General features: G+C 34.5%; 24 protein-coding genes. 11 read left to right on the forward strand and 13 right to left on the reverse strand.

Annotated features, from left to right (window positions below; all coding sequences use genetic code 11):
- Nucleotides 1-1,008 (reverse strand): DNA polymerase III subunit delta, encoded by a 1,008-nt coding sequence (gene holA / locus ACFRAE_RS09560; RefSeq protein WP_422796925.1) that lies wholly within the window; start codon nucleotides 1,006-1,008, stop codon nucleotides 1-3.
- A 73-nt stretch (nucleotides 1,009-1,081) separates the two neighbouring features.
- Between holA and ACFRAE_RS09565 the strand changes: the two genes are divergently transcribed.
- From ACFRAE_RS09565 to ACFRAE_RS09590, 6 genes are all read left to right on the forward strand, one after another.
- Nucleotides 1,082-1,537: a type I restriction enzyme HsdR N-terminal domain-containing protein gene (locus ACFRAE_RS09565; RefSeq protein ID WP_422796926.1), complete on the forward strand. Its 456-nt coding sequence runs from the start codon at nucleotides 1,082-1,084 to the stop codon at nucleotides 1,535-1,537.
- Nucleotides 1,538-1,591: 54 nt separating this feature from the next.
- Nucleotides 1,592-2,293, forward strand: coding sequence for an ATP-dependent Clp endopeptidase proteolytic subunit ClpP (gene clpP / locus ACFRAE_RS09570; RefSeq protein ID WP_422796927.1), 702 nt, complete (start codon nucleotides 1,592-1,594; stop codon nucleotides 2,291-2,293).
- Nucleotides 2,294-2,295: 2 nt separating this feature from the next.
- A complete protein-coding gene (clpX, locus tag ACFRAE_RS09575) occupies nucleotides 2,296-3,546 on the forward strand; it encodes an ATP-dependent Clp protease ATP-binding subunit ClpX (protein ID WP_422796928.1) in 1,251 nt (416 codons plus the stop codon).
- A 63-nt stretch (nucleotides 3,547-3,609) separates the two neighbouring features.
- Nucleotides 3,610-4,431 carry an AMP nucleosidase gene (locus ACFRAE_RS09580; RefSeq protein WP_422796929.1) on the forward strand — a complete coding sequence of 274 codons (822 nt, stop codon included), beginning with the start codon at nucleotides 3,610-3,612 and terminating at the stop codon, nucleotides 4,429-4,431.
- Between the two features lie 47 nt (nucleotides 4,432-4,478).
- Nucleotides 4,479-5,843 (forward strand): pyridoxal-phosphate dependent enzyme, encoded by a 1,365-nt coding sequence (locus tag ACFRAE_RS09585; RefSeq protein WP_422796930.1) that lies wholly within the window; start codon nucleotides 4,479-4,481, stop codon nucleotides 5,841-5,843.
- A 52-nt stretch (nucleotides 5,844-5,895) separates the two neighbouring features.
- Nucleotides 5,896-6,600: an FkbM family methyltransferase gene (locus tag ACFRAE_RS09590; RefSeq protein ID WP_422796931.1), complete on the forward strand. Its 705-nt coding sequence runs from the start codon at nucleotides 5,896-5,898 to the stop codon at nucleotides 6,598-6,600.
- A 39-nt stretch (nucleotides 6,601-6,639) separates the two neighbouring features.
- Here the strand turns inward: ACFRAE_RS09590 and ACFRAE_RS09595 are convergent, their stop codons facing one another.
- From ACFRAE_RS09595 to ACFRAE_RS09630, 8 genes are all read right to left on the reverse strand, one after another.
- Nucleotides 6,640-6,939, reverse strand: coding sequence for an FtsB family cell division protein (locus tag ACFRAE_RS09595; RefSeq protein ID WP_422796932.1), 300 nt, complete (start codon nucleotides 6,937-6,939; stop codon nucleotides 6,640-6,642).
- Between the two features lie 182 nt (nucleotides 6,940-7,121).
- Nucleotides 7,122-8,420: a phosphopyruvate hydratase gene (gene eno / locus ACFRAE_RS09600; protein ID WP_422796933.1), complete on the reverse strand. Its 1,299-nt coding sequence runs from the start codon at nucleotides 8,418-8,420 to the stop codon at nucleotides 7,122-7,124.
- 226 nt (nucleotides 8,421-8,646) lie between these two features.
- Complete coding sequence (gene carA, locus ACFRAE_RS09605; protein WP_422796934.1) at nucleotides 8,647-9,747, reverse strand: glutamine-hydrolyzing carbamoyl-phosphate synthase small subunit; 1,101 nt, start codon at nucleotides 9,745-9,747, stop codon at nucleotides 8,647-8,649.
- 333 nt (nucleotides 9,748-10,080) lie between these two features.
- On the reverse strand, nucleotides 10,081-11,391 hold the full coding sequence (gene rseP, locus ACFRAE_RS09610; RefSeq protein ID WP_422796935.1) for an RIP metalloprotease RseP: 1,311 nt from the start codon (nucleotides 11,389-11,391) through the stop codon (nucleotides 10,081-10,083).
- Between the two features lie 27 nt (nucleotides 11,392-11,418).
- Nucleotides 11,419-12,588 (reverse strand): 1-deoxy-D-xylulose-5-phosphate reductoisomerase, encoded by a 1,170-nt coding sequence (locus ACFRAE_RS09615; RefSeq protein ID WP_422796936.1) that lies wholly within the window; start codon nucleotides 12,586-12,588, stop codon nucleotides 11,419-11,421.
- Between the two features lie 17 nt (nucleotides 12,589-12,605).
- A complete protein-coding gene (locus ACFRAE_RS09620) occupies nucleotides 12,606-13,397 on the reverse strand; it encodes a hypothetical protein (protein ID WP_422796937.1) in 792 nt (263 codons plus the stop codon).
- A gap of 105 nt (nucleotides 13,398-13,502) precedes the next feature.
- Nucleotides 13,503-15,623, reverse strand: a complete 2,121-nt coding sequence (locus ACFRAE_RS09625) for a DPP IV N-terminal domain-containing protein (RefSeq protein WP_422796938.1) — start codon at nucleotides 15,621-15,623, stop codon at nucleotides 13,503-13,505.
- A gap of 192 nt (nucleotides 15,624-15,815) precedes the next feature.
- Entirely contained in the window at nucleotides 15,816-16,154 is a 339-nt protein-coding gene (locus tag ACFRAE_RS09630) for a DUF3276 family protein (protein ID WP_422796939.1), read from the reverse strand.
- 262 nt (nucleotides 16,155-16,416) lie between these two features.
- On the opposite strand from ACFRAE_RS09630, the gene ACFRAE_RS09635 reads away from it, so the two are divergent.
- The 4 genes from ACFRAE_RS09635 to ACFRAE_RS09650 are packed head-to-tail and all read left to right on the forward strand — an operon-like array spanning nucleotide 16,417 to nucleotide 20,537.
- Nucleotides 16,417-17,289, forward strand: coding sequence for a LiaF transmembrane domain-containing protein (locus ACFRAE_RS09635; protein WP_422796940.1), 873 nt, complete (start codon nucleotides 16,417-16,419; stop codon nucleotides 17,287-17,289).
- 10 nt (nucleotides 17,290-17,299) lie between these two features.
- Nucleotides 17,300-18,340 (forward strand): sensor histidine kinase, encoded by a 1,041-nt coding sequence (locus ACFRAE_RS09640; RefSeq protein WP_422796941.1) that lies wholly within the window; start codon nucleotides 17,300-17,302, stop codon nucleotides 18,338-18,340.
- A complete protein-coding gene (locus ACFRAE_RS09645) occupies nucleotides 18,337-19,077 on the forward strand; it encodes a LytR/AlgR family response regulator transcription factor (RefSeq protein WP_422796942.1) in 741 nt (246 codons plus the stop codon). The genes ACFRAE_RS09640 and ACFRAE_RS09645 overlap by 4 nt, the downstream gene beginning before the upstream one ends.
- Before the next feature lie 20 nt (nucleotides 19,078-19,097).
- Nucleotides 19,098-20,537 carry a serine hydrolase domain-containing protein gene (locus ACFRAE_RS09650; RefSeq protein WP_422796943.1) on the forward strand — a complete coding sequence of 480 codons (1,440 nt, stop codon included), beginning with the start codon at nucleotides 19,098-19,100 and terminating at the stop codon, nucleotides 20,535-20,537.
- 255 nt (nucleotides 20,538-20,792) lie between these two features.
- Here ACFRAE_RS09650 and ACFRAE_RS09655 read toward each other — a convergent pair whose 3' ends face one another.
- The 3 genes from ACFRAE_RS09655 to ACFRAE_RS09665 all read right to left on the reverse strand — a co-directional run bounded on the left by ACFRAE_RS09655 (nucleotide 20,793) and on the right by ACFRAE_RS09665 (nucleotide 22,623).
- Entirely contained in the window at nucleotides 20,793-21,167 is a 375-nt protein-coding gene (locus tag ACFRAE_RS09655; RefSeq protein WP_422796944.1) for a RidA family protein, read from the reverse strand.
- A 73-nt stretch (nucleotides 21,168-21,240) separates the two neighbouring features.
- Entirely contained in the window at nucleotides 21,241-21,672 is a 432-nt protein-coding gene (locus ACFRAE_RS09660; RefSeq protein WP_422796945.1) for a helix-turn-helix transcriptional regulator, read from the reverse strand.
- Nucleotides 21,673-22,125: 453 nt separating this feature from the next.
- Nucleotides 22,126-22,623, reverse strand: a complete 498-nt coding sequence (locus tag ACFRAE_RS09665) for a redoxin (protein ID WP_422796946.1) — start codon at nucleotides 22,621-22,623, stop codon at nucleotides 22,126-22,128.
- Nucleotides 22,624-22,756: 133 nt separating this feature from the next.
- Between ACFRAE_RS09665 and purN the strand changes: the two genes are divergently transcribed.
- The gene (purN, locus tag ACFRAE_RS09670) at nucleotides 22,757-23,332 is read left to right on the forward strand and encodes a phosphoribosylglycinamide formyltransferase (protein ID WP_422796947.1); all 576 of its coding nucleotides are present in this window, start codon (nucleotides 22,757-22,759) and stop codon (nucleotides 23,330-23,332) included.
- 83 nt (nucleotides 23,333-23,415) lie between these two features.
- On the opposite strand, the gene ACFRAE_RS09675 is transcribed toward purN, so the two are convergent.
- Nucleotides 23,416-24,603, reverse strand: a complete 1,188-nt coding sequence (locus tag ACFRAE_RS09675; RefSeq protein WP_422796948.1) for an alpha/beta hydrolase-fold protein — start codon at nucleotides 24,601-24,603, stop codon at nucleotides 23,416-23,418.
- Nucleotides 24,604-24,655 lie beyond the last annotated feature (52 nt).

Raw genomic sequence — 24,655 nt, forward strand, 5'->3', positions numbered from 1 at the left:
TTAATTAAGAATTTTATATATCATTTCGTTTAGTAAATCGGCAGTTTCTGTGAGGTGGCCCACCTGTACCCCTTTGGATTTTAAATCGTAATCTTTGATAATATGAATAACATCAAAGGTTTTCTTTCTATTGAAATTCCTTGCTGCCAATTCATATTCTTTCACAAAATAGGGATTTACACCTAAAGCTTTTGCGGCACTGCTTGCTGACTTATCGGGTAGGTAATGATACTTTAGTATTTTAGTGAAATAGTTGCCGAGAGAACCAATGACTACAGGCATTGGATTGGATTTAGGATTTGCTGCAAAATAATCGACGATTTGAAATGCTTTGAAAGAATTACGCTTGGCTAAAGCTGAGTTTAATTCAAAAGCATTGAAATCCTTACTTATACCAATATTACGTTCAATATCTGCAGTGCCAATTTCCCGGTCTTGTGGCACATTGAGTTGCAGTTTTTCCAATTCATTGGCCACTTTTGACAAATCAGTACCTAAATATTCTGCCATCAAGGCGGCAGCATGGGGATGAATTTTTCTATGATTTGCTGATAATTGTTCCAGGATCCATCCGGAAACCTTGTCTTCATAGAGTTTCGCCGATTCCAAGACTAAACCTATCTTTTCCATCGCCTTATAAGACTTTTTACGCTTGTCAAATTTGCTGTATTTGTGTGCAAACACCAATAAGGTACTGCTGGTGGGATGCTCTAAATATTTTAATAGCAGCTCGTCATCTTTCCATTTTAAATTTTGGGCTTCCTTGATAATGATGACCTGGTATTCACCCATCATCGGATATCTTTTTGCCATGGCAATGATCGTACTAAAGTCGGTATCTTTACCATAAAGCACCGATTGATCAAAGCCTTTTTGTGCGTCACTTAATATAGATTGTTCGATGCAATCTGAAATTAAATCAATAAAATAAGGCTCTTCACCATGTAAAAGGTATACAGGTTTAAGTTTTTTATTTTTTATATCAGCAAGAATAGATTTGGTATTCATAACCCTACTAAAGTACAAATTTCAGGGCAAATAACGATATTTGCAGAGCTTGTTAAAATTTGTAATTTTGTAAATGTTTAACCCAACCCCTTTAAACTTACCGCCATATTCTGCTAAAATCATTAAAAAATTAGGGCAATATTATATTTTTGATGAGCTACGCAAAAAGCACCTTATTTTAACTCCTGAGGAATGGGTTCGGCAACATTGGATTCAACATCTGAAACATACGTATCAATACCCATTAGGATTGATGAAAATCGAAGGAGGCTTGATTTTAAATGATTTACAAAAAAGAACTGACTTAGTCATCTATAATCAATTGGGGAAAAAAATACTTTTGGCAGAATTTAAAGCACCATCTGTCAAAATAACAGAAAAAGCATTCCATCAAATAGCTAATTACAATTCTATCCACAAAATCCCCTTACTTTTAGTCAGTAATGGAATTGAGCATTATTATTGTAGAATAGACTTTGAAGAGGAAAGATTTACATTTCTAACAGAATTGCCATCTTTTACCTCATGATTGATTAGATTTTAAAATAAACATTATATTAGTAATTATTAATAGTAGGAAGATATGAATATCAATAAAGATGAATTTAGAAAATACGCTGTAAAGCATCATAGGATAGGAAGTCAACACGTAGATGGTTACATTGCAAGAGCAAACCAACAAATGCCGACTAACCTAACGCCATATATTATTGAAGAACGCCAATTAAACGTTGCTCAAATGGACGTTTTTTCTCGCTTAATGATGGACCGTATCATCTTTTTGGGTGATGGAATCAATGATCAAGTAGCGAATATAGTTCAAGCACAATTGTTGTTTTTACAATCAACCGATGCTCAGCGTGATATCCAAATCTATATTAATTCACCAGGTGGAAGTGTATATGCTGGATTAGGAATCTACGACACTATGCAATATATCAGTCCTGATGTAGCAACCATTTGTACAGGTATCGCGGCATCAATGGGTGCAGTATTATTAGTTGCTGGTGCAAAAGGTAAACGTGCGGCTTTAAGACATTCCAGAGTCATGATTCACCAACCTTCTGGAGGTGCGCAAGGTGTTGCATCGGATATGGAAATCAACTTACGTGAAATGTTAAAATTGAAGGAAGAACTTTATACCATCATTGCTGATCATTCAGGTCAAAACTATGATTGGGTAGAAAAATCTTCAGATCGTGACTACTGGATGCGTGCTGCTGAAGCAAAGGAATTCGGTATGATCGACGAAGTATTACTTCCTAAAAAAGAAATAAAAAAATAACAATGAGTAAAACGAATAGTAGAGATGTGCATTGCTCCTTTTGCGGCATCAGTAAGAATGAAGCTCAAATGCTTATTGCAGGCGATGGAGCTCATATCTGCGATAGATGTGTGCAACAGGCAGGTGAGATTTTGGCAGAAGAGCTTAAGCAACGCAAAAACAACTCCATTCAAACTGCACTTAAATTAATACGTCCAAAGGAGATTAAAGACCATTTAGACCAATACGTAATAGGTCAAGATGATGCGAAAAAAGTTATTTCTGTTGCTGTATATAACCATTATAAAAGGTTAAATCAACGCGTGGAAACTGATGAAACGGAAATCGAAAAATCTAATTTAATCATCGTTGGTGAGACGGGTACAGGAAAAACGTTATTAGCAAAAACTGTTGCCAAGATATTAAATGTGCCTTTTTGTATTGTTGATGCGACAGTATTAACAGAAGCTGGCTATGTAGGTGAGGATGTTGAAAGTATACTGACTCGTTTATTACAAGCTGCAGATTATGACGTAGCAGCGGCTGAACGTGGTATTATTTACATCGACGAAATTGACAAAATTGCTCGTAAAAGTGATAACCCCTCAATCACAAGGGATGTCTCTGGTGAGGGTGTTCAACAAGCATTGTTGAAAATATTAGAAGGTACGAATGTAAATGTTCCACCTCAAGGTGGACGTAAACATCCTGATCAAAAAATGATCAGCGTAAATACCAGCAACATATTGTTTATTTGTGGTGGTGCTTTTGATGGTATTCAAAAGAAAATTGCAAATAGATTGAGAACTCAAACTGTGGGTTATAAAATGAAAGATGAGGATCAAGATATCGATTTAAACAATCTTTATAAATACATTACTCCTCAAGACTTGAAGAATTTCGGATTGATTCCTGAATTAATTGGTCGTCTTCCAGTGCTTACACATTTAAATCCATTGGATAAAGAAACTTTACTAAGCATTCTTACGAAACCTAGAAATGCCTTGGTAAAACAATACATGAAATTGTTCGAATATGAAGGTATTGAATTAAGTTTTGCGCCAGAAGTATATGAATTTATAGTGGACAAAGCATGGGAATTTAAATTAGGTGCTCGTGGTTTGCGAAGTATTTGCGAAGCGATCATGTTGGATGCCATGTTTGAGATTCCCTCATCAAAGGATGATCTTGATAATAATCTCCTTCAAATATCTTTGGACTACGCGAAGAACAAGTTTGCAAAAACAGATTTTAAGAAATTACAAGTTGCATAACATAAACCCTCGCCTAAAAACGAGGGTTTTTTATTAGCCGAAACATTTTTAAATAATTGTACTATGTCAAAAAAGTTAAATAAGGAAGTAGATACTCCTATTAAAGTAGGTTTAAAAACTAAAGAACAAATTGTAAATAATTGGCTTCCACGCTATACGGGTAGACCATTAGATGATTTTGGAGATTATATCTTATTGACAAATTTCAGTAATTATGTTAAACTGTTTGCGCAATTGCATGACGATGCTCCTATCTTAGGAGAAGACAAGCCTATGCAAAGTTGCACGGCAGCAGGTATTACCATTATCAATTTTGGAATGGGTAGCTCTGTAGCCGCTACAGTGATGGATCTGTTATCGGCCATAAAACCTAAAGCAGTACTATTCTTAGGTAAAACAGGAGGCTTAAAGAAAAAAATTGAAGTTGGTGAGCTTATTCTTCCAATTGCTGCTATACGTGGTGAAGGTACCTCCAATGATTACTTTCCTGCTGAAGTTCCATCGCTCCCTGCATTTGCGCTTCAAAAAGCAATTTCTACCACTATCCGAGACCATCAACGAGACTATTGGACAGGAACAGTCTATACCACTAATAGACGTGTATGGGAACACGATAAAGTATTTAAAAAATACTTGAAAAATATTCGAGCAATGGCTGTGGATATGGAAACCGCGACTATTTTCTCCGTAGGCTTTGCGAATAAGATTCCAACTGGTGCATTGTTATTGGTATCAGATCAACCTATGGTTCCTGAAGGAGTTAAAACTGAAATATCAGATGTGACTGTTACTAGGTCCTACGTAGAAACACACCTTAAAATTGGAATTGACGCACTTAAGCAATTAAAAAATAATGGCTTAACAGTAAAACATCTTAAATTCTAAAAAATATCTACCTTTGTAGTAGATAACTTAGCGCTATTTCTTCACCTATGTGGTATAACAATATTCTAGAAACGATTGGTAATACACCAATGGTCAAATTAAACAAAGTCACCAAGGATTTAAAAGGTACAATCTTGGCAAAGATTGAAACTTCAAATCCTGGCAATTCTATTAAAGATAGGATGGCCTTAAAAATGATAGAAGATGCAGAATCAGCAGGCTTACTAAAACCTGGTGGCACAATCATAGAAGGAACTTCGGGAAATACAGGAATGGGATTAGCCATGGCTGCTGTGGTGAAAGGTTACCGATGTATATTCACAACTACAGATAAACAATCCAAAGAAAAGATAGATGCTTTACGCGCCTTTGGTGCGGAGGTAATTGTTTGTCCGACGAATGTGGAACCGGAAGATCCAAGATCCTATTATTCTGTTTCTAGTCGATTAGAAAAGGAAGTCCCTAATGCCTGGAAAGCTAATCAATATGATAATCTTTCCAATTCACAAGCACACTACGAGCAGACTGGACCAGAAATATGGGAACAAACAGAAGGAAAGATTACGCATTTAGTAGTAGGTGTTGGGACAGGAGGAACAATTTCCGGAACTGCAAAATTCTTAAGAGAAAAAAATCCTTCGATTAAAGTTTGGGGAATTGATACCTACGGCTCCGTATTTAAAAAATATAAAGAAACAGGCATTTTTGATAAAAACGAGATTTATCCTTATATCACTGAAGGTATTGGTGAAGATTTCTTGCCAAAAAATGTTGATTTCAATCAAATAGACTTATTTGAAAAAGTCACTGATAAGGACGCAGCACTAATGACCAGAGATTTAGCTCGAAAAGAGGGAATATTTGCTGGTAATTCTGCAGGAGCTGCTGTCGCTGGATTATTGCAATTAGGTAAAAGTTTAAGAGAAGAGGATGTTGTAGTAGTTATATTTCATGACCACGGTTCAAGATACATGGGAAAAATGTATAATGAAGATTGGTTAAGAGAACGTGGCTTTTTAAAAGACGAGAAAATTACGGCTAAAACCATCCTAAAAAATAGAGGCCTTCAAGATATTGTAACAGTGGATGTAGAACAATCTGTTTTAGAAACATTTAATATTATGAAGTCTTTGAACATATCCCAAATACCATTAACTCAGCAAGGTATGGTGATGGGTAAAGTAACAGAGTCAGATATTTTATCTGCATTACTTGAAAATCCGTCCTTAAAATCTTCTGCCGTTAACGAAATAGCGACTAAACCGTTCCATTTTGTTGATTTAAATACGTCAATAGATAAAATTTCAAGTCTGATTAACAAAGACTCCCAAGCTGTTTTAGTTGAAGATGAATATGGTAAAATAAACATCATTACACAATACGATATAATTAACGCAATATCTGAAGTTTAATTCTTCTCTTTTCCACAGTATTTAGCTATATTTATTAGGCTAACCTAAACAAATGGAAAGAAATAATAAACTTAAAAGACTAGAATACTGGATAAAGGCTCGAATAGGCAAAATTGCATTTATTGCTATCGAAGAAAAAAGAACAAAACAATGGTATGGTAATGGTTACGGTGGATTTTATGTAGATCCAACCCTAATACCAGAACGAGCTGTAGTTTATTCATTTGGAATTGGTGAAGATATATCTTTCGATCTAAACATCATAAAAAAACATAATTGTAAAGTTTATGGATTTGACCCTACCCCAAAATCCATAAACTATATTCAAAAAACCGATATTCCCGAACAATTTATTTTTCATCCATACGGCATAGGTGAAAAAACAGAACATGTTTCCTTTCTTTTACCAAAAAACAAAGAACACGTCTCTGGCAGTGTATATGAGCATAAATTGCTCGATGAAGAGAATTCAATTGAAGTGTTATTAAAAAGCTTTAAGGACATATCAGAAGAGTTGAATCACCAACATATTGATGTGCTCAAAATGGACATAGAGGGCTCGGAATATGCTGTAATGGAAGATATATTAAATAGTGGAATTACTATTACTCAAATTCTTGTAGAAACCCATGAACGATTCTTTGAAGATGGAATTATGAAAGGAAAGAAATTTTTCGAATTATTACATAAACACGGGTATCGTATATTTGCAATATCTGACACCTACCAAGAAATATCGCTTATAAAAAGCCAATAAATAATAAGGAAAATAAAGGGATGAGATGACTAGAAGAGGTTAATTATTTAAGGTAGTTTCAGTAATAATATAAACATCTTCTACGTCCTTTTTCATTTTATATTTTTCACGAGCAATGCGTTGAATCTCATTTTTATTATACTGAACATCTTTTATCGATTGTTCAATTGATCCAATTTCATTCACGTAATAAGCTTTTTCTACTTCTAATTTATTCTTCTCTTTTTGAAAATCATATTGCGTAGCTATATCATAGCGATCGAAAAAACACATCCAAATCACAAATGCCACTACGGCGATAAGATATTTGTTTTTTATGGTGTTAACTATACGCTCCATATATTAAAGTAGAAATTTAAACCAGTTAAAGATAAGAATTTTCATTAAAATAAAGCAAAATTTTAATGAAGCAAATTCGCAGGTCAATGCTATATAAACTAAAAACATTTTGTTTGTATTCAGACTAAAAGGTCAGAATACAAACAAAATGTTATATAAAATAAATAACGATGTATTCGTTATTATTTTTTAGGAGCATATTTAAAGTCCTTACCAATGAACTTTGCATTTACACCCAATTCTTCTTCAATTCTTAACAATTGATTATATTTTGCGATCCTATCAGAACGAGAAATAGAACCTGTTTTAATTTGACCACAATTCAATGCAACCGCCAAATCAGCAATAGTTGTATCCTCAGTTTCACCAGAACGGTGCGACATTACCGAAGTATAACCATTCGTTTGAGCCAATTGTACGGCGTTGATTGTTTCAGTCAAAGAACCAATTTGGTTCACCTTCACTAAGATAGAGTTACCGATAGATTTAGTAATACCTTCTTGAAGTCTTTTTGTATTAGTAACAAATAAATCATCACCAACCAATTGAACACGGTCACCAATTTTCTCAGTTAACAATTTCCAACCTTTCCAGTCATCCTCAGCCATACCATCTTCGATAGAGATGATAGGATATTTAGCAGTTAATTCTGCCAAATAATCAACCTGCTCTTCGATTGAACGAACAGAACCAGACTTACCTTCAAATTTCGTGTAATCATATTTACCTTTCACGAAGAATTCTGTAGAAGCACAGTCTAAAGCCAAACAAATGTCTTTTCCTGGCTTGTAACCTGCTTTTTTAACAGCTTCTAATACCGTTTCAATCGCATCCTCAGTACCCGCAAATGTTGGAGCAAAACCACCCTCATCACCTACTGCAGTAGAAAGATTTCTGTCGTGAAGAATTTTCTTTAAATTATGAAAAACTTCAGCTCCCCAACGTAAAGCTTCCGAGAATGATTCAGCACCTACAGGCATAATCATAAATTCTTGGAAAGCAATCGGAGCATCCGAATGCGCACCACCATTGATGATATTCATCATTGGAAGTGGTAAAGTATTTGCATTTACACCACCAATATAACGATACAATGGTTGACGGCTCTCTTGAGCAGCAGCTTTAGCAACCGCTAAAGAAACACCTAGAATAGCATTTGCACCTAATTTACCTTTATTTTCAGATCCATCAAGATCGATCATGATTTTATCTATAGCATTTTGCTCGAATACATCAACACCTTCTAATGCTTTAGCAATTTTTGTGTTTACATTTTCAACAGCTTTCAAAACACCTTTACCTAGGTATTTTTTCTTATCTGCATCACGTAATTCCACAGCCTCGTGTGCACCTGTAGAAGCCCCAGAAGGAACCGCAGCACGGCCAACAAAACCGTTTTGTGTAGTTACATCCACTTCTATTGTAGGATTTCCGCGCGAATCTAAAATTTGGCGCGCATGTACGTCAATAATCAAGCTCATTTTTTATTTTTTAAATTTTCTTTTCTCACTTAGTGTAATAATAACACTAAAATAAGAAATATTATAAGTATATCAAAAATATGAAAAAACTATATACATCAATCCTTAATAATTTGATTATTTTAAATTATTTTTTATCCCTCTATTTCCTGGTCTTACCCTATTAAAACAAAAAAGTCATTAAGTATAAAACTTAATGACTTTTTGTATGAAGAACAGCAAAAGATTAGTCCTTAATCATCGCTATAAAATCGTCAAATAAATACCTTGAATCGTGAGGACCAGGAGAAGATTCTGGGTGGTACTGTACAGAGAATGCTTTTTTACCTTTCACACGAATTCCTTCGATCGAATTATCATTCAAATTAACATGGGTAATTTCTACCACATCAGAATTTTCAATATCTTCAGCCACTACACCAAAACCATGATTTTGAGAAGTAATTTCGCATTTATTAGCAATAATATTTTTCACAGGATGATTGATTCCACGATGACCATTGTGCATCTTTCTAGTGCGAATATCATTTGCTAAAGCCAAAATTTGGTGACCTAAACAAATTCCAAACATCGGCTTATCTGCTGCTAAAATTTCTTTTACCGTTTCAATTGCATAATCCATTGCAGATGGATCACCAGGCCCATTGGAAATAAAATATCCATCAGGATTCCATTGTTCCATTTCAGCGAAGCTAGTTTTTGCAGGAAATACCTTAGCATATACCTGACGAGCATCAAAATTTCTTAGAATATTCTTTTTAATCCCTAAATCCAATACGGCAATTTTAGTACTAGCAGATTCATCTCCATAATAATAAGGCTCTGTAGTAGAAACTTTGGAAGACAATTCTAATCCAGCCATTGAAGGCACCTTAGCCAACTCCGCTTTCAAAGATTCAATTTCCAAATTTTCAGAAGAAATAATGGCATTCATTGCTCCTTTGTCACGAATATGACGCACCAATGAACGTGTATCTATATCCGAAATACCTACCAAATTACCTTCTTCGAAGTACATTTGAATAGATTGATCAGCCATTTTACGGCTATAATTGATGTTATAATTTTTACATACTAATCCAGCGATTTGAATTTTTCCAGATTCTTCATCGTCTCCATCAATGCCATAATTACCAATATGTGCATTGGTCGTTACCATAATCTGCGCAAAGTAGGATGGATCTGTAAATATTTCTTGATACCCTGTAGTTCCTGTATTAAAACAAATTTCCCCTGTTGTGGTACCGATTTTTCCTGCTGCTTTTCCATGAAAAACAGTTCCATCCTCAAGGACTAAAATTGCTGGCAATTTGCTGTAGTTGGTCATTCTTATGTAGAGTTAAAAATATTTTCCAATTGTATGAAAGTCAATTACGAAACACAAAAAAAGCCCAAATGGGCTAACATATCAACGACTATATTGAATAACAGTTGAAACTTCTTTTTTTGCGGCTATGGGGTAAAAGGTCTCTTTCATTATATTGGGAGACAAAGGTACAAATTATTTTAAATTGACTATATAAATTTGAATATTTATTTACGTTAATACATTCAGATGACTTTTGAAAAAATAGTCCCAATCGATTTAAAAACCAATTAAAAACAAGATCCTCTATTCCAATTAGGTATAGAGGATCTTGCGTATCGTATTTTTTAATAGCTACTTAGTCAGCTTAAAAATATCATTTCCAAAAACAAAGATCATTAAGGCAACTAAGATAAAGAAACCTACAAGTTGAGCTTTTTCTAAAAACTTTTCGCTCAATGGCTTTCCTTGAATCATTTCAATTAATAAAAAGATCACATGACCACCATCTAAAGCTGGAATAGGCAATAAATTCATAAAGGCTAAGGCCATAGAAAGCATACCCACTAAACTCCAGAAACGAAGTCCATCGATTTCTTGACCAAACATCGTCGCAATACCAATTGGTCCAGATAATGCTTTATCAGCACGCACCTCGCCTTTGAATATTTTTCCAAAACCTTTAATATTATCAGTAATAACAGAGAATGCTTTACTCGCTCCAATAGGCAATGATTCCATAAAACCAAATGTTTTAGACAACATTGGAAGGTTTCCAAACCCTAAAACATTGGTCGTATCGCCAGCGCTGCTAAGATTTAACGAAACACCATCCCGAATCACCCCTAAGTTTATTTCTTTGCCTTTATTACGCTCTAATTCCTGCTTAAAAACATCCAAGCGAACCACTTGAACACCATTCACCGAAACAATACTATCGCCTATTGCTAAGCCCATCTTCTCTGCACGAGAATCCTTGGCCACTTCATTAACAGGCAACATTTTAAAAATTGGCTGAACGAATTCGTTTTTCTTATGGTCTGAAACATCATTCAGAATATCTTTAGGTAGCGTTATCTGCATTTCAGAACCCGCACGCTCTACCGTTAATACCGCATCCCCCATGAGGACTTCCGAGGTCATCAAATCAGCAAAAAACAAATTTGCTTTTTTACCATTTACAGCTAAGATTTTATCGCCTTCTTGAAGACCTACCTTTTGACCAATAAGTCCTGGTTGAACCCCAAATAATTTATTATTATCCAAATCAGAATTACCATAATTAAACGTAATCATCCAGAATACTAATACACCAACGATCACGTTTACAATAATTCCTCCTAGCATAACAATCAGCCGTTGCCATGCGGGTTTTGATCGAAACTCCCATGGCTGTGGTTCACCTTTCAATTGCTCCGTATCCATCGACTCATCGATCATACCAGCAATTTTCACATAGCCTCCTAGTGGTAACCATCCAATTCCGTATTCACAACCTTTATAGTTGAACTTAAGCAGCTTTACTCCCCAAGCATCAAAAAACAAATAAAACTTTTCTACTTTGATCCCGAATGCCCTTGCAGCTAAAAAATGCCCCAATTCATGCAGAATAATTAATAGTGACAAGCCTAGTAACACTTGTCCTACCATAATAACAATTCCCATTAATTCTTATTTTATACGATTATTAATTTACTTCTTATGAATACCTTGTGTTAAACTTCGTGCCATTCTTCGACTTTCTGCATCATAATACAAATAATCTTCCAATCCTAGTCCAGACTGAAAAGAAACCTGACACATTGTCTCTTCTATAATATCACTCATACCCAAAAACGAAATCTCATCCTTCAAAAATGCTTCTACCACAATTTCGTTTGCCGCATTCAATACACAAGCTGCATTCCCGCCTTGTTTTAAAGCTTCAAATGCAAAGCCCAAATTCCTAAAGGTCTGCATATCTGGCTTTTCAAAAGTCAGCTGAGGATAATCCATAAAATTAAACCGAGGAAAATCATTCTGAAAACGTGCTGGATAAGTTAAAGCATATTGAATAGGTAATTTCATATCCGGCAATCCCATTTGCGCCTTCAAAGATCCATCTTGAAATTGAACTAGCGAATGTATGATGGATTGGGGATGTACGATCACCTCAATTTGATCCGGTTCCAAATTAAACAACCATTTAGCTTCGATTACTTCCAAGCCCTTATTCATTAAAGAAGCAGAATCAATCGTAATCTTCGCCCCCATCTCCCAGTTCGGATGCTTTAATGCTTCCCGCTTAGTAACAGTTGCTAAATCACCGATTGTTTTTCCACGAAATGGCCCTCCTGATGCTGTAAGAATAATCTTTTCTAGGGGGTTCTGTTCTTCACCTGCTAAACATTGAAAAATCGCTGAGTGCTCAGAATCTACAGGCAATAATTTAACTTGATATTTACCTACCAATTCGGTAATCAGTTCACCCGCTACAACAAGCGTTTCTTTATTAGCCAGTGCAATATCTTTCCCCGCTTTAATCGCTGCCACTGTAGGTTTTAAACCTGCTGATCCTACTACGGCAGTTAATACGACATCCACATCCTCCCTATTCACGACTTCTTCCAAGGCCTCTTCACCGTATAGTACTTTGATAGCAGTAGATTGTAAGCCAGATTTAACTTTTTCATATGCAATTAAATCTGCGACTACGACTACTTGAGGATGAAATTTTAAGGCTTGTGCTAGGAGTAGATCGGCATTTTTCCCTATGGTTAGTACAGTTACTGCAAAATATTCAGGAAAGGTTTCAATCACCTCCAATGCCTGCGTACCTATACTTCCTGTAGAACCTATAATGGCTATATTTTTTTTCTTCAAAATAACTTTAGCTAAAATTAAAGATTGTATTTCTCCGTAGATATTTCCGGATGTTCCAATTTATAGGCTTTCATCATATCAATATAAACGATAGACATAACTACACTCACAACCGGTATGATGATAAATGAATTAATCAAACTCAATATTTTTGAAACTAAAAAATAACCTAAGTAGTCCGCTCCTATCTGCATTAAATGCGTAGAAGCGATGATAAATATGATTACTAAAAGCTTCATGACATTCCCCTTCGTCATCGATAAACTAAATTTATAGGATTTAATCGTATTAAATCCATTCTCTATGATGAAAAATGGAAAGAAGGTTGTCCGTATCAACACAAACAACAGCACCAATCCAGTTAAAAAGGGATGAATCTCAAAACGAACCGTATCCATGCTGAGTCCTAAAAACAATAAAGGAAAACACAGCACATACATGATGCAGTACACCACGAAGGTAATCAAGGAATAAAGGATCAGACCGAAGATATAATTTAAAAACTGATAAAAAGACGGAACAAAGCCCCAAAAACCTGGACTCTTATCCCCTTTAGCCAATACTACGGCATTTTTTAATAACACCAATTGCAAACTAAAATACAATCCTACAAAAATCAAAAGTAAAGCTATTTTGATAAAGAGATTGGAGGAATCAAGATAGATTGCTAAAAAAGAAGATAGGTTAGAAGTAACAAATAACAAGAAACATAAGCCAGCGATCGAAATATAATTTCGCATTAAAATATCAATAGCTCTTAAAAATACGTCGTTTGCTTTAAACGTAATGTCCTTTAGAAATTCCAGCATGGTTATGTAATTAATGCAAATATGATAATTTTTTTCGTTGTACCAATGCTTTATATCATTAAAAAAGGCTAAGATTATGTATTTTCTTAGCCTTTTTTCGTGATTTTAATTCATCTCCTTAGGAATTGGTTTCTCCAACAAATATTGATAGTAAAACCGAACTCGCTCTTTAAAATCATAAGCTGACTTAGTACGGTCAAACCCATGACGACTTCCTGGGTAAATCATCAATTCAAATGGTACTTGACGATCAGTCAATGCGTCTACTAGTTGAATAGTGTTTTGCATATGAACATTATCATCCATATCACCATGCATAATTCTTAATCTACCTTTATATTGATCTGCAAAAGTCAATACAGATCCTTGCTTATATCCTTCTGGATTATCTTGTGGCGTATCCATCCATCGCTCTGTATAATGAGTATCGTACAAATCCCAACTGGTTACAGGAGCACCTGCTATACCAAAATCAAAATAGTCCGCGCCTTTGGTCAAAGCTAAGCAGGCCATATAACCACCATAGCTATGTCCAGTAATTAGTAACTTATTTTTTGCAACCCAAGGTTTTGATTTCAACCATTTAGCCACCGTTATATAATCCACTAATTCCCAGTTCCCCAAATTACGATGCATCCAAGCCACTCCTTGTTTGCCAAAATGCCCTGATGCACGATGATCACATTCTATTTGAATAATCCCCTCTTGCGCCCAGTACTCTCCATTTACACCTTTCCAAGTATTTCTTACAGAGCCTGCATCGGGTCCACCATAGATACTCATAACTACCGGGTACACTTTGTTTTCATCAAAATCAGTTGGATAAGTAATAATCACGGGCAGTTGAAATTTCCCATCGTCCGATGGAATAGTAAAGTAAGATCTCTTCGCTACCTTATAGTTATTAAAGTCTGCTGATTTACTATCTGCCAATTCTTTGATTAATTTTCCATTCGTATCTAACAATGCTACTTTCGTCGGTGTTTCTAAATTGGAATAATGGGTAATAAAATATTTACCATCTGGCGACACTTGAACCTGATGAGAAAAATCCCCAAATGTCAATCGCTTTAAATTTTTTCCATTGAAATTTACACGGTATAAATCGACAGTAGCCGAGTTTTCTTTGCGTGCAGTAAAATACAATACCTTAGATTTCTCATCAATATGCGAGATGTTCGACACTTGCCAATCCCCATTGGTTATAGGATTGATTAATTTCCCATCTAAAGTATATAGGTAATAATGAGCCCAGCCTGTTTTATCAGATTTTAAAATATAATGTTTATTATCCGCCAAATACGTAATTCGTTCCTCATGGTCTAGATTAATCCATGAAGCCTGTTCTTCATGATAAATTTCCTTTTTAGTTCCTGTGGATGGGTTAACCGCATAAAATTTTAAATTATTTTGATCTCTATTCATCCATTGCAGCATGATAGACTGACTATCAAAACTCCAATAAGGTTGTCCAAAATATTGATCCATTTTTTCATCAAAATCTGCCCATACTACCGGAGATCCCTCAACTTGAACAAATCCAACCTTCACTTCTGGATTCGCATCGCCTGCTTTCGGATATCTTGTTTCTTCGAGATAGCCATGCTGTCCTTTAGACCCATAGATTGGAAACATGGGAACTTTCGTGTCGTCAAAACGCATAAATGCAATTTGCTTACTATCTGGAGACCACCAAAAGGACTTATAATTAGTCGATCTACCTAAGATTTCTTCATAATATACCCAAGATGACCAACCATTGTAAATAACATCCGTCCCATCATTGGTATACCGAACCTCCTTACCTGACTGAATATCCAATGCATACAAATCACTTTCACGTGTAAAAGCGATGTATTTACCGTCAGGAGATAATGTCGGGTTTTGTTCTTCAATAGCTGGAGAATTACTAAGTTTTTTCTCCGCACTTCCTGCATATTGAATAAAAATATCATTATCCTTAATAAAAACTCGTGTTGATGTATTAACAGGATAGGTGTATTTCTCTTTTTTCCCGGTCTTAACATGAACTTGATTCAGCTCATTTTGCGCTCTTTCGATGTAATTTGATCCATCTGCCCAACCCTCAAATCGGTTGATAGGTTGTGTTAAGGAACTTGCTTGACCCCAAGCTTGTTGATAAGTTAGTTTCTTGGTTTGCGCTATTGTTACTTCTACTCCAAGTAATAAAAAGGCAAAGCAACTTACAGAAAGTAATTTATTCATAAACGTTGTTTTAGTAATCATCTTCAATTGGAAATCGAAATTAACAAAATCTATTCGATATAGAATAAATTTACATGAAACTTCTTTAATAATTCCTTAACCTAGGCAAGTGGAGGAATTTAAAGTCTAAAATCCTGGCATAAAAAAACAGCCCCTAATAACTTAGAGGCTGTTTATATAGTTGTAACTGATTTAAAATGAAAAGTCGTCTTTTTGAACTAACTCTCCATTATGATCATAACCAGTTTCCTCCTGATTAGGTTCGTATCTTTTCTCAATCACTTCTTGATTTGACTTGATGTATTCAACTACATCTTGCAATCCTTCTGCGAATTTTTCAAAATCCTCCTTATACAGGAATATTTTGTGTTTAATAAATTGTCCATCTTCAAAACGCTTTTTGCTTTCTGTAATGGTCACATAGTAGTCGTTGGAACGAGTAGCCTTTACATCAAAAAAATAAGTACGTTTTCCCGCTCTCACCTTTTTTGAAAATACCTCTTCACGCTCTTTGTTATCAAAATCTCCCATTAGATTAGTATAATATTTAAGTTTAATCCATTATTTTCAGTCATAAATATATAATATTTAATTTCAAACATCCAAATTTTATTAAAAATTTATTGTTATATTAATTAATTAAGCAGATTTATTATCCAAGATTAAGAAATTATTAAGCTTTGTTTACCGACTAAATTCGTATGTTCACCGAAAAAACTAGGCATAAAGCCTATTTCATATTGGCTGATTTGTATATTCGCAATACTTTTGAATAAATTAAATCAAAAGGTACATGACAACGAACAAACAAAACATGAATCCAGAGGAAGAAAATAAACCACCAAAAAACAATAATACTTCAACCTTAGTTGGAGCCATCATTATTTTTCTTGGCTTTGCCTTACTCATGAAAAACTTAGACTTAGGAAATATGCTTCCAGGTTGGTTTTTCGGGTGGGAAACCATATTAATTATTATTGGTTTAGTCATTGGTGTAAATTCAAAATTCGAAAAAAAATCCGCCCATATTTTAATAGGTATTGGTTTGTTCTTTTTCTTAAAAAATGAGTTGGGTTTAAATATTGCTAAATTCATCATCCCTGCAGCGGCTATTTTTCTAGGCTTTTATTTACTGAATAGAAATAGAAACAAAGTCCCTATCCCACCTCCTGCACCTAAGAATGATGATTTTGACTGGGATAAGCGGGTAGATTCGCCATTTAATCAAAGCACAGATACGGCTCAAGACCAAGCTAAAGGAAATTATACACAAGAACATACTTCTGGACATAGGAAACAACATTATCAAAACTTTACGCCAGATTTTGAGAATTACATTAAAATAGACAATTTTTTCAGCGACACTAAAAAAGTCATTTTAAGTAAAAACTTTTTAGGGGGCAACATCACCAGTGTTTTTGGCAGTACGGTTTTGAATTTTTTACAAGCCGATCTTAAACAACCTGTAGTGATAGATACCTTTCAATTATTTGGTAGCACAAAAATCATCGTTCCTATGAACTGGAGAGTCTCTTCAAATATATCATCCATTTTTGGCGAAGTGGATGATCGTAGGCCTACGTATGAAATAACTACAGACGATAACAAAAAAATATACATTACTGGAACTTCTATTTTCGGAGGTTTAACGATCAAAAACAGCTAGTTTATTTGCAATGCAAAAACCCATTGTTGAACAATCTAAACGATCTATTATCCATGCGACCTCTTGGATTATTTTTGTTTTGTATTTTTTAATAATCTATGGTTTACTATGGTGGTCCAAAATTGGCCGTTCGGTATCTATATACGACGCTCTTATCAGTTCGTTGACGATTACTGCGATTACCTATATCGTATATAGTTCCCAGCAATATTACATTCCCAATAAAAGAAACTATTGGAAATTATTTTCTCTTGCAGCCATTTTCGCGTTGATTAGCATCACCATTACGCGTTTTATCATAGTTCAATTTCTTCCTGATGAAGAGTTAATGTATTTAAACTTCAGTCTTCCTTTCCGATTTGTCATCAATTTCCTTATCATCACTTGCGTCATGACCATTAATGTGTTCTGGAATATTCAAGAGGAACTTTTAAGCAACAAAAAAAGAAAAGATGAAAGTGAAAAGATGGTTCGTGATGCAGAACTTTATAATTTAAGACAGCAACTTCAACCGCATTTTTTATTCAACAGTTTAAACTCCATCATTGCATTGATTGGCAATCAACCTAAAGAAGCAAGAAATATGGTGTTTCAGCTTTCAGACTTTTTGCGAGGAACCATGCGCAAAGACGATAAGCAATTCAGCAATGTAGAAGAAGAATTAAATCACCTCATTTTGTATTTAGATATCGAAAAGGTGAGGTTTGGTCATCGCTTAGACACCGAAATTGACTACCATGAGGAGCTTTTGAAGGCAAACATACCGGTCATGATTTTACAACCCCTTGTCGAAAATGCCATCAAGTTTGGCTTGTACAATGTAACGGAGCAGGTCACAATCAAAATTTCTTTAACTTTAGACCAACAACTGTTGACTATAAAAATTTACAATCCTTTTGAACCTAATCAGTACGAACAAAAGAAAGGTACTGGCTTTGGTCTATCCAGCATACAACGTCGATTATATTTGTTATTCGGACGAACGGATTTATTACAAACAGAAACACAAGGAAATATTTTCATTTCCATTCTAAGAATACCGCAACTATGATAAAAACTATTCTTATTGATGATGAGCCATTGGCGAGAAGTATGGTATTGGAATATTTACAGCAATTTCCAGAATTTCAAGTATTAGCAGAATGCAACGATGGTTTTGAAGGAGTCAAAGCTATTCAGCAACACCAACCTGACCTTGTATTTTTAGATATTCAGATGCCCAAACTTACTGGGTTTGAAATGTTAGAATTGCTTGATCAACAACCCCATATCATCTTTACTACGGCATTTGATGAATTTGCCTTAAAGGCATTCGAAAAAAACGCCATCGACTATTTGTTAAAACCTATACGCCCTGACCGATTCGAAAAAGCAATAGATAAATTCAAGCTTTCTTTTCAATCGCAGACTAAGACTAAAATCGACACTGATAAACTCCAAGAATCTTTAGCTGAAGAAACCTTAGAACGTATCGTCGTAAAAAATGGCGCACAAATAAAAATTATTCCGATTCATCAAATCAACTACTTAGAGGCTTACGACGATTATGTGAAGATTCATACCAATGATGGTATGTTTCTAAAAAACAAGACCATGAGCTCCTTTGAAAAACAGCTCAATCCGAAACAATTTGTGCGTGTGCACCGTTCCTTTATCGTAAAAGTAGATCAACTTCAAAAGATCGAACCCATGGAAAAAGACAGTTATATTGCTACACTGACTACGGGCGGAAAGGTCAATATTAGTAAATCTGGATACGCTAGGTTAAAACAAATTATTGGATTATAAATTGTTTTGTATTTTTGAGCATGAAAAACATCCTTCATAGCTTAATCCTGTTGATCATTAGCAGTTTCATTCAAGTAGCAATAGCGCAAGAAAATGAGGCGGAAGCTAAGAATAGAGCAATTTTTAATCGTATTGAATATTTCTTTAATTCTCAACAACCAGATTCTATTTATCAATTAGCCAGTATCGATTTTCAGAAAAAAATCTCTGCAGAGCAAATGAATACTGTCCTAAACCAACTTTTTAGTTTAGGTAAAATTCAAGAAGCAACTTTGCAAACTTTTGAAGAAGGAAAAGCTACTTACAAAGTCAATTTTGAAAAAGAGACCTTATCCATCGTTCTTCGTATTGATACGTTTTTAAATTACAATTATTTAGAGTTCAAGCCTTTTCAAGCTGTCCCAATCAGCAAGAAAGATAGTGTAATTTCCAACGTGGAAACCAAAAGCCCATTGGATCGTTATGTAGATTCCATAGCAAGAAATTATGCCACTCAAAGTAATGCACAATCATTATCGATAGCAATCATCCATAAAAATAAAATAAACACCTTTTTTTACGGAGAAACTGAAAAAGGAAATCAAACCTTACCCGATGCCAATACCCTCTACGAGATTGGTTCCATAACGAAAACGTTTACCGCTTCCCTACTCGCAGAGTTAGTGAATACTGGAATTATCAGTTTAGATGACTCCATTAGTAAATTTTTACCGGACTCCCTAGCGAATAACCCAGCATTGCAAAAAATAACTTTCAAAATGCTAGCCAATCATACTTCTGGACTTCCTAGAATGGCTGATAATTGGAATGTTGGTCCTAAATTTAATAGTTCAGATCCTTATGCACATTATAATCAACAACTATTATTTTCCTTCTTAAAGAATTTTCAAACGAAGACAGAGCCAGAAACCGAATATTTGTATAGCAATATAGGTTACGGATTGCTAGGAGAACTTTTAACCATCATTAGCAAAAAACCTTACCAACAATTATTAAAAGACTCCGTTTTGGTTCCATTAGAAATGACTAGTACAACCGATGTTATTGATCCAAAAAATCTAAACGTCGCTTATCCACATAACGAAAAAGGAGAAAAAGTGCCTTTTTGGAATTTTCAAGCATTAAGTGCTACCGGATCTTTAAAATCAACACTGAATGATATGCTTCGTTATGTGATTGCACAGCTTACTTATCCGGAGTCTGCTATTCAAAAAGCGATGAACCTCACCAAGCAATATACTTTTTTCGTACCTCCCAATTCTGATATTGGCTTAGCTTGGCATATGAGCATGATGGAGGATGTAACCTATTATTACCATACTGGAAATACGGCTGGTTCATATTCATTTATTGGATTTGTCCCGGATGACAAATCAGTGGTTATTATCCTGAGCAATTCAAGCACAGATATAGCTGCCATTGGTCTAAACTTATTGGACAAAGTATTAAAAACAAAATAACTCATCAATCTATTTTGGTTTTTCGAGAAGCAAAAAAAGGGGATGGTCAATACTGACTATCCCCTTCTTGTAAAATTTAAGTTTGTCAAAAGTTGCTCCTTAGTTGGTCCAATTTCTATGATCCTTGAAAACAGCTGTAAAGCTAAATTTGAAAAACTAATCATCACTCAACCTATATCCCTCATTTACATAGCAAAAGAGGCATTCTAGGGAATAATGCATATACGGGTTATTATGTATGTGTGCAAGTTTTAATTATACTTCGACAATAAGCTCTACCTCCAATTTAAATCCATGCGGTAAACTAACAACAGGAATTACGGTCCTTGCAGGCTTATGCTTACCAATAAAATCGGCAAACAATGAATTAAATTGTGGAAAGTATTTTAAATCACTGATATACGCAGTGACTTTAACAATTTTATTAACGGATATCGATGCCGATTGAAGGATGCTTAATATATTTTGAAAAATGATATTAAATTCCGTTTCAAAATCATCATGTTGTAAGATTTTTCCATCAAAAGGAATAGGCAACTGACCAGAAATATATAATAAATGATTGGAAACAACTGCTGTACTGTAATGTCCATTTGCTTTTGGTATTCGTGCACCTTGAAGTATTTTCATAAATCTGTAATCTCTTCTTATTATACAAAAGAAAGCCTTGATAAAGGTTTAAAATAGAATATATTTAGCGTTTTCATTTTAGCAGATACTTAGGCAGATAACCTACTGTCTGTCTAAAATATCTTGTAAAATGACTTTGGTCTGCAAATCCACATAAAAAAGCAATTTCTGTTAAAGAATATTTTTCAGACTTGATATATTCAATTGATCGGATGATTCTAATTTTTCGTTGATAGAGTAACACGGTACTTCCGGTATACTTGGAGTAATATTTAGAAATAGTAACTCGATGAACTTTCCCCAAGTTTGCCAATTCCTCTAAGCTAATCGGCTTATTCCAATGGTCTATGATATAATCTTTGACCACAGTTACCCAATTGGGCATATCATTTCTTTTGATAATCAACATACCGTTATGTTCATCCTCAATATTCAAAACAACAGATTCTATCACTGCAAAAACTTCCTGATTAGGATACTGTAATTCTTTATATATATTTATCATAAAAAAATTAATACGTAAACAATTCTCCTATTTTTTACTTTTATTTCGCTATACTAAATTTGTTTGACATAAAAATGCTAGCAGCTCATTAATTCAAATCAATGACTAAGCAAACAAATTTTTTCTAGATCGTATTCAGCCATTCAATGGCTAATGGTTAAGGTTTCCATCTAACGAACACTTTATTCAATAGCTTTGATCGAGTAAATTAAAATTTATAGATTTTCAGCTACAAAACCTTCGTGCATGGAACCTTGTTATTTTTCATATTAGTTAATTATTAAACATAATAAAACCAATAATGAAGATAATCTAACAGTAATTAATCGTTTTAAAGTACTTTTAGCCCCATTACCTGTATAAAATTACGTAATATTTTATTCAAATAACTATTTATTTTTAATATTAGGAAAATAAAAGCCAATATAAGCGAACTTTAGAAACATAAAGTTTCTATTTGTTGATTTTAAGTATAGGGAATAGTTTTTCGAACTTATTTTCCCCATCAAAATGTTTAATTAATTTCAATGACCCTTTATCGTAAATATAAGTAGAAGGAAAATTTTTAGGATGGAATAAGGTGATAAACTCCCCGACAGGATCGTACAGAAAAGTTACTTGAGGATGATTCTTCAATGGTTTGGCGAACATATTAATAAATCCATCTACTTGTTCTTTCTCCACCATGGAAATCAGGTAATAATCAATGGCAGTGTCCAATTGATGAATCATTTTCCCCATTCCATTGCCTAACTCTTGGCAATGTCCACAACCTGGATCATACAAAATAAATACTTGTTTGTGTTTCTTATCCAACGAATCGATGGTAAAAGGAGCTTGATTAGTATAGTTGATAAATTGCTGAAAAGCCGGCAATTGCTTGGGCGCTTGTCCCAATAAATCATGACTGCTCAAAAACAGAAATAAACTTACTATCCAATAAATTTTCATCGTCAAACCGCTCATACAATTCCTCAATATAGGAATTATTAAACTTAAAACAGCGTCAGCCTAACCACATATACAAAAAAATCCACTATATTTGTATAGTAATTCAATTATTTATTTCTATCAATATCATATTGTGAAAAAGCGTATAGCTATTTTTGCTTCAGGATCAGGATCAAATGCTCAAAAAATTATGGAGCATTTCAAATATGCTGACGCTGCTGAAGTTGCCCTCGTGTTGAGTAATAATCCTGAAGCATACGTGCTTCAACGTGCGGATAATTTTGAAATCCCTACCCATGTATTCGACAGACACGACTGTTACAATACGGATGAACTTGTTAATATATTAAAAAGACTAGAAATAGATTTGATTGTATTAGCTGGATTTTTATGGTTAGTGCCGGAGAATTTATTACAGCATTTTCCAAATAAAATCATTAATATTCATCCCTCTCTATTGCCAAAATTTGGCGGTAAAGGCATGTATGGCGACCGTGTTCATCAAGCCGTATTAGCTGCAAATGAAGAGGAACATGGAATTACAATACACTTCGTAAACGAACGATTTGATGAAGGAGAAATTATCCATCAATCTAAATTTAGAATAGAGCCAGGAGACACCTTAGAGAAAATAAAATTCAAAGGCCAGCAGTTAGAACATTTACACTATCCTAAAGTCATTGAAAATTTAATTAAAAAATACAATTAAGTACTCTTGATAAGTATTAAAAAAGGGCTTCTTTATTAAGAAGCCCTTTTTTAATACTTATGAAAAACAAGAGTTCCCTAGCGCTAACTTTCGTTAAAAAGTTGAGGTAAAAATTCAACTAAATATTTTCGCCAATTGGACCAAGTATGTCCACCTTCACTTTCTACATAAGTATATTTTAAACCTGTATCATCTAATTTCTTCCTAAACTCTTCTCCGGTTTTATACAGGAAGTCTGTTTTCCCCATACCAATCCAATACAATTTATAGCCATTCTTTTTCTGAATAGCCAAGTTTTTATCAAATTCAGTATATACCTTTTCTTTAGAATCTTTTATTCTAAATGCCGCCGAAAATAAACCGATGTAGTCGAACGTATTCGGGTATAGCGAAGAAATAAATAAAGTATGAGAGCCTCCCATGGATAAACCAGCAATGGCCCGATTGGCTTTATCCTTTTTCACCCGATAGTTTTTTTCAATATACTGGATGATTTCCGGGAAATTGTTTTCCATTTCCGCGCTTCCAAGATCTCCACTAGGATGATTTAATACCAGTATTTGAGTAGAAATATCCGGTGCCGCAGTATTCTGAGTATGTCCATTAGGCATAACCACGAGCATTGGCTTTATTTTTCCTTGAGCTATTAAATTATCCATGATAAACGCGAGTCTTCCTAACGTTAACCAGGAGGTTTCATCCCCTCCCATACCATGTAATAAATACAATACAGGCAACTTGTTTTTAGATTCCCGATAGCCTGAAGGGGTATATATACTCATTCGTCGACTTTTATTACGGGTATTTGAAGGATACCAAACCTGTTCTACATTTCCCCTTGGAACCTCCGCAGGTTTATATAAATTTGCCTGATCACCAAAATTGATAAATGTATTATACACTTCATTCATATCACGAATCACCCTCGGATTAAAAGGATCCAATACTTTCCTGCCATCCACTTCAAAATAATAACTATGCATATCGGAAGGCAAATTTTTCTCCTCATAATTCCAATTCCCAAACTGATCCTTTCGCATTTTTACGTGCATTGGTCGCTCAGTTCCCCAATCCAACCAGGAACCAAATAAATAAACCTCTTTAGCATCATTGGATTTGTACACAAATTTTACCGAGTTATCTTTGTTGTTAAATACCCCTTGGTCAATCAATTGAGAAGACAAATAATTCGCTACAAGCGATTGTGCTAAAGCATCAATTGCAGTATATTGAAAAATAATTAGGGTCAAAATGGTTAGGTATCTTTTCATATGAAGTGAATTTTTATAATTTAAATTAACCTATCTTAAATATAGTAATAAA

Source organism: Sphingobacterium sp. HJSM2_6, assembly GCF_049316305.1.
Taxonomy (GTDB): Bacteria; Bacteroidota; Bacteroidia; order Sphingobacteriales; family Sphingobacteriaceae; genus Sphingobacterium.

Coding starts and splice junctions, on each gene's coding strand:
- holA (WP_422796925.1), bottom strand. CDS start 1,008: ATGAATACCAAATCTATTCTTGCTGATATAAAAAATAAAAAACTTAAA.
- ACFRAE_RS09565 (WP_422796926.1), top strand. CDS start 1,082: ATGTTTAACCCAACCCCTTTAAACTTACCGCCATATTCTGCTAAAATC.
- clpP (WP_422796927.1), top strand. CDS start 1,592: ATGAATATCAATAAAGATGAATTTAGAAAATACGCTGTAAAGCATCAT.
- clpX (WP_422796928.1), top strand. CDS start 2,296: ATGAGTAAAACGAATAGTAGAGATGTGCATTGCTCCTTTTGCGGCATC.
- ACFRAE_RS09580 (WP_422796929.1), top strand. CDS start 3,610: ATGTCAAAAAAGTTAAATAAGGAAGTAGATACTCCTATTAAAGTAGGT.
- ACFRAE_RS09585 (WP_422796930.1), top strand. CDS start 4,479: ATGTGGTATAACAATATTCTAGAAACGATTGGTAATACACCAATGGTC.
- ACFRAE_RS09590 (WP_422796931.1), top strand. CDS start 5,896: ATGGAAAGAAATAATAAACTTAAAAGACTAGAATACTGGATAAAGGCT.
- ACFRAE_RS09595 (WP_422796932.1), bottom strand. CDS start 6,939: ATGGAGCGTATAGTTAACACCATAAAAAACAAATATCTTATCGCCGTA.
- eno (WP_422796933.1), bottom strand. CDS start 8,420: ATGAGCTTGATTATTGACGTACATGCGCGCCAAATTTTAGATTCGCGC.
- carA (WP_422796934.1), bottom strand. CDS start 9,747: ATGACCAACTACAGCAAATTGCCAGCAATTTTAGTCCTTGAGGATGGA.
- rseP (WP_422796935.1), bottom strand. CDS start 11,391: ATGGGAATTGTTATTATGGTAGGACAAGTGTTACTAGGCTTGTCACTA.
- ACFRAE_RS09620 (WP_422796937.1), bottom strand. CDS start 13,397: ATGCTGGAATTTCTAAAGGACATTACGTTTAAAGCAAACGACGTATTT.
- ACFRAE_RS09625 (WP_422796938.1), bottom strand. CDS start 15,623: ATGAATAAATTACTTTCTGTAAGTTGCTTTGCCTTTTTATTACTTGGA.
- ACFRAE_RS09630 (WP_422796939.1), bottom strand. CDS start 16,154: ATGGGAGATTTTGATAACAAAGAGCGTGAAGAGGTATTTTCAAAAAAG.
- ACFRAE_RS09635 (WP_422796940.1), top strand. CDS start 16,417: ATGACAACGAACAAACAAAACATGAATCCAGAGGAAGAAAATAAACCA.
- ACFRAE_RS09640 (WP_422796941.1), top strand. CDS start 17,300: ATGCAAAAACCCATTGTTGAACAATCTAAACGATCTATTATCCATGCG.
- ACFRAE_RS09645 (WP_422796942.1), top strand. CDS start 18,337: ATGATAAAAACTATTCTTATTGATGATGAGCCATTGGCGAGAAGTATG.
- ACFRAE_RS09650 (WP_422796943.1), top strand. CDS start 19,098: ATGAAAAACATCCTTCATAGCTTAATCCTGTTGATCATTAGCAGTTTC.
- ACFRAE_RS09655 (WP_422796944.1), bottom strand. CDS start 21,167: ATGAAAATACTTCAAGGTGCACGAATACCAAAAGCAAATGGACATTAC.
- ACFRAE_RS09660 (WP_422796945.1), bottom strand. CDS start 21,672: ATGATAAATATATATAAAGAATTACAGTATCCTAATCAGGAAGTTTTT.
- ACFRAE_RS09665 (WP_422796946.1), bottom strand. CDS start 22,623: ATGAAAATTTATTGGATAGTAAGTTTATTTCTGTTTTTGAGCAGTCAT.
- ACFRAE_RS09675 (WP_422796948.1), bottom strand. CDS start 24,603: ATGAAAAGATACCTAACCATTTTGACCCTAATTATTTTTCAATATACT.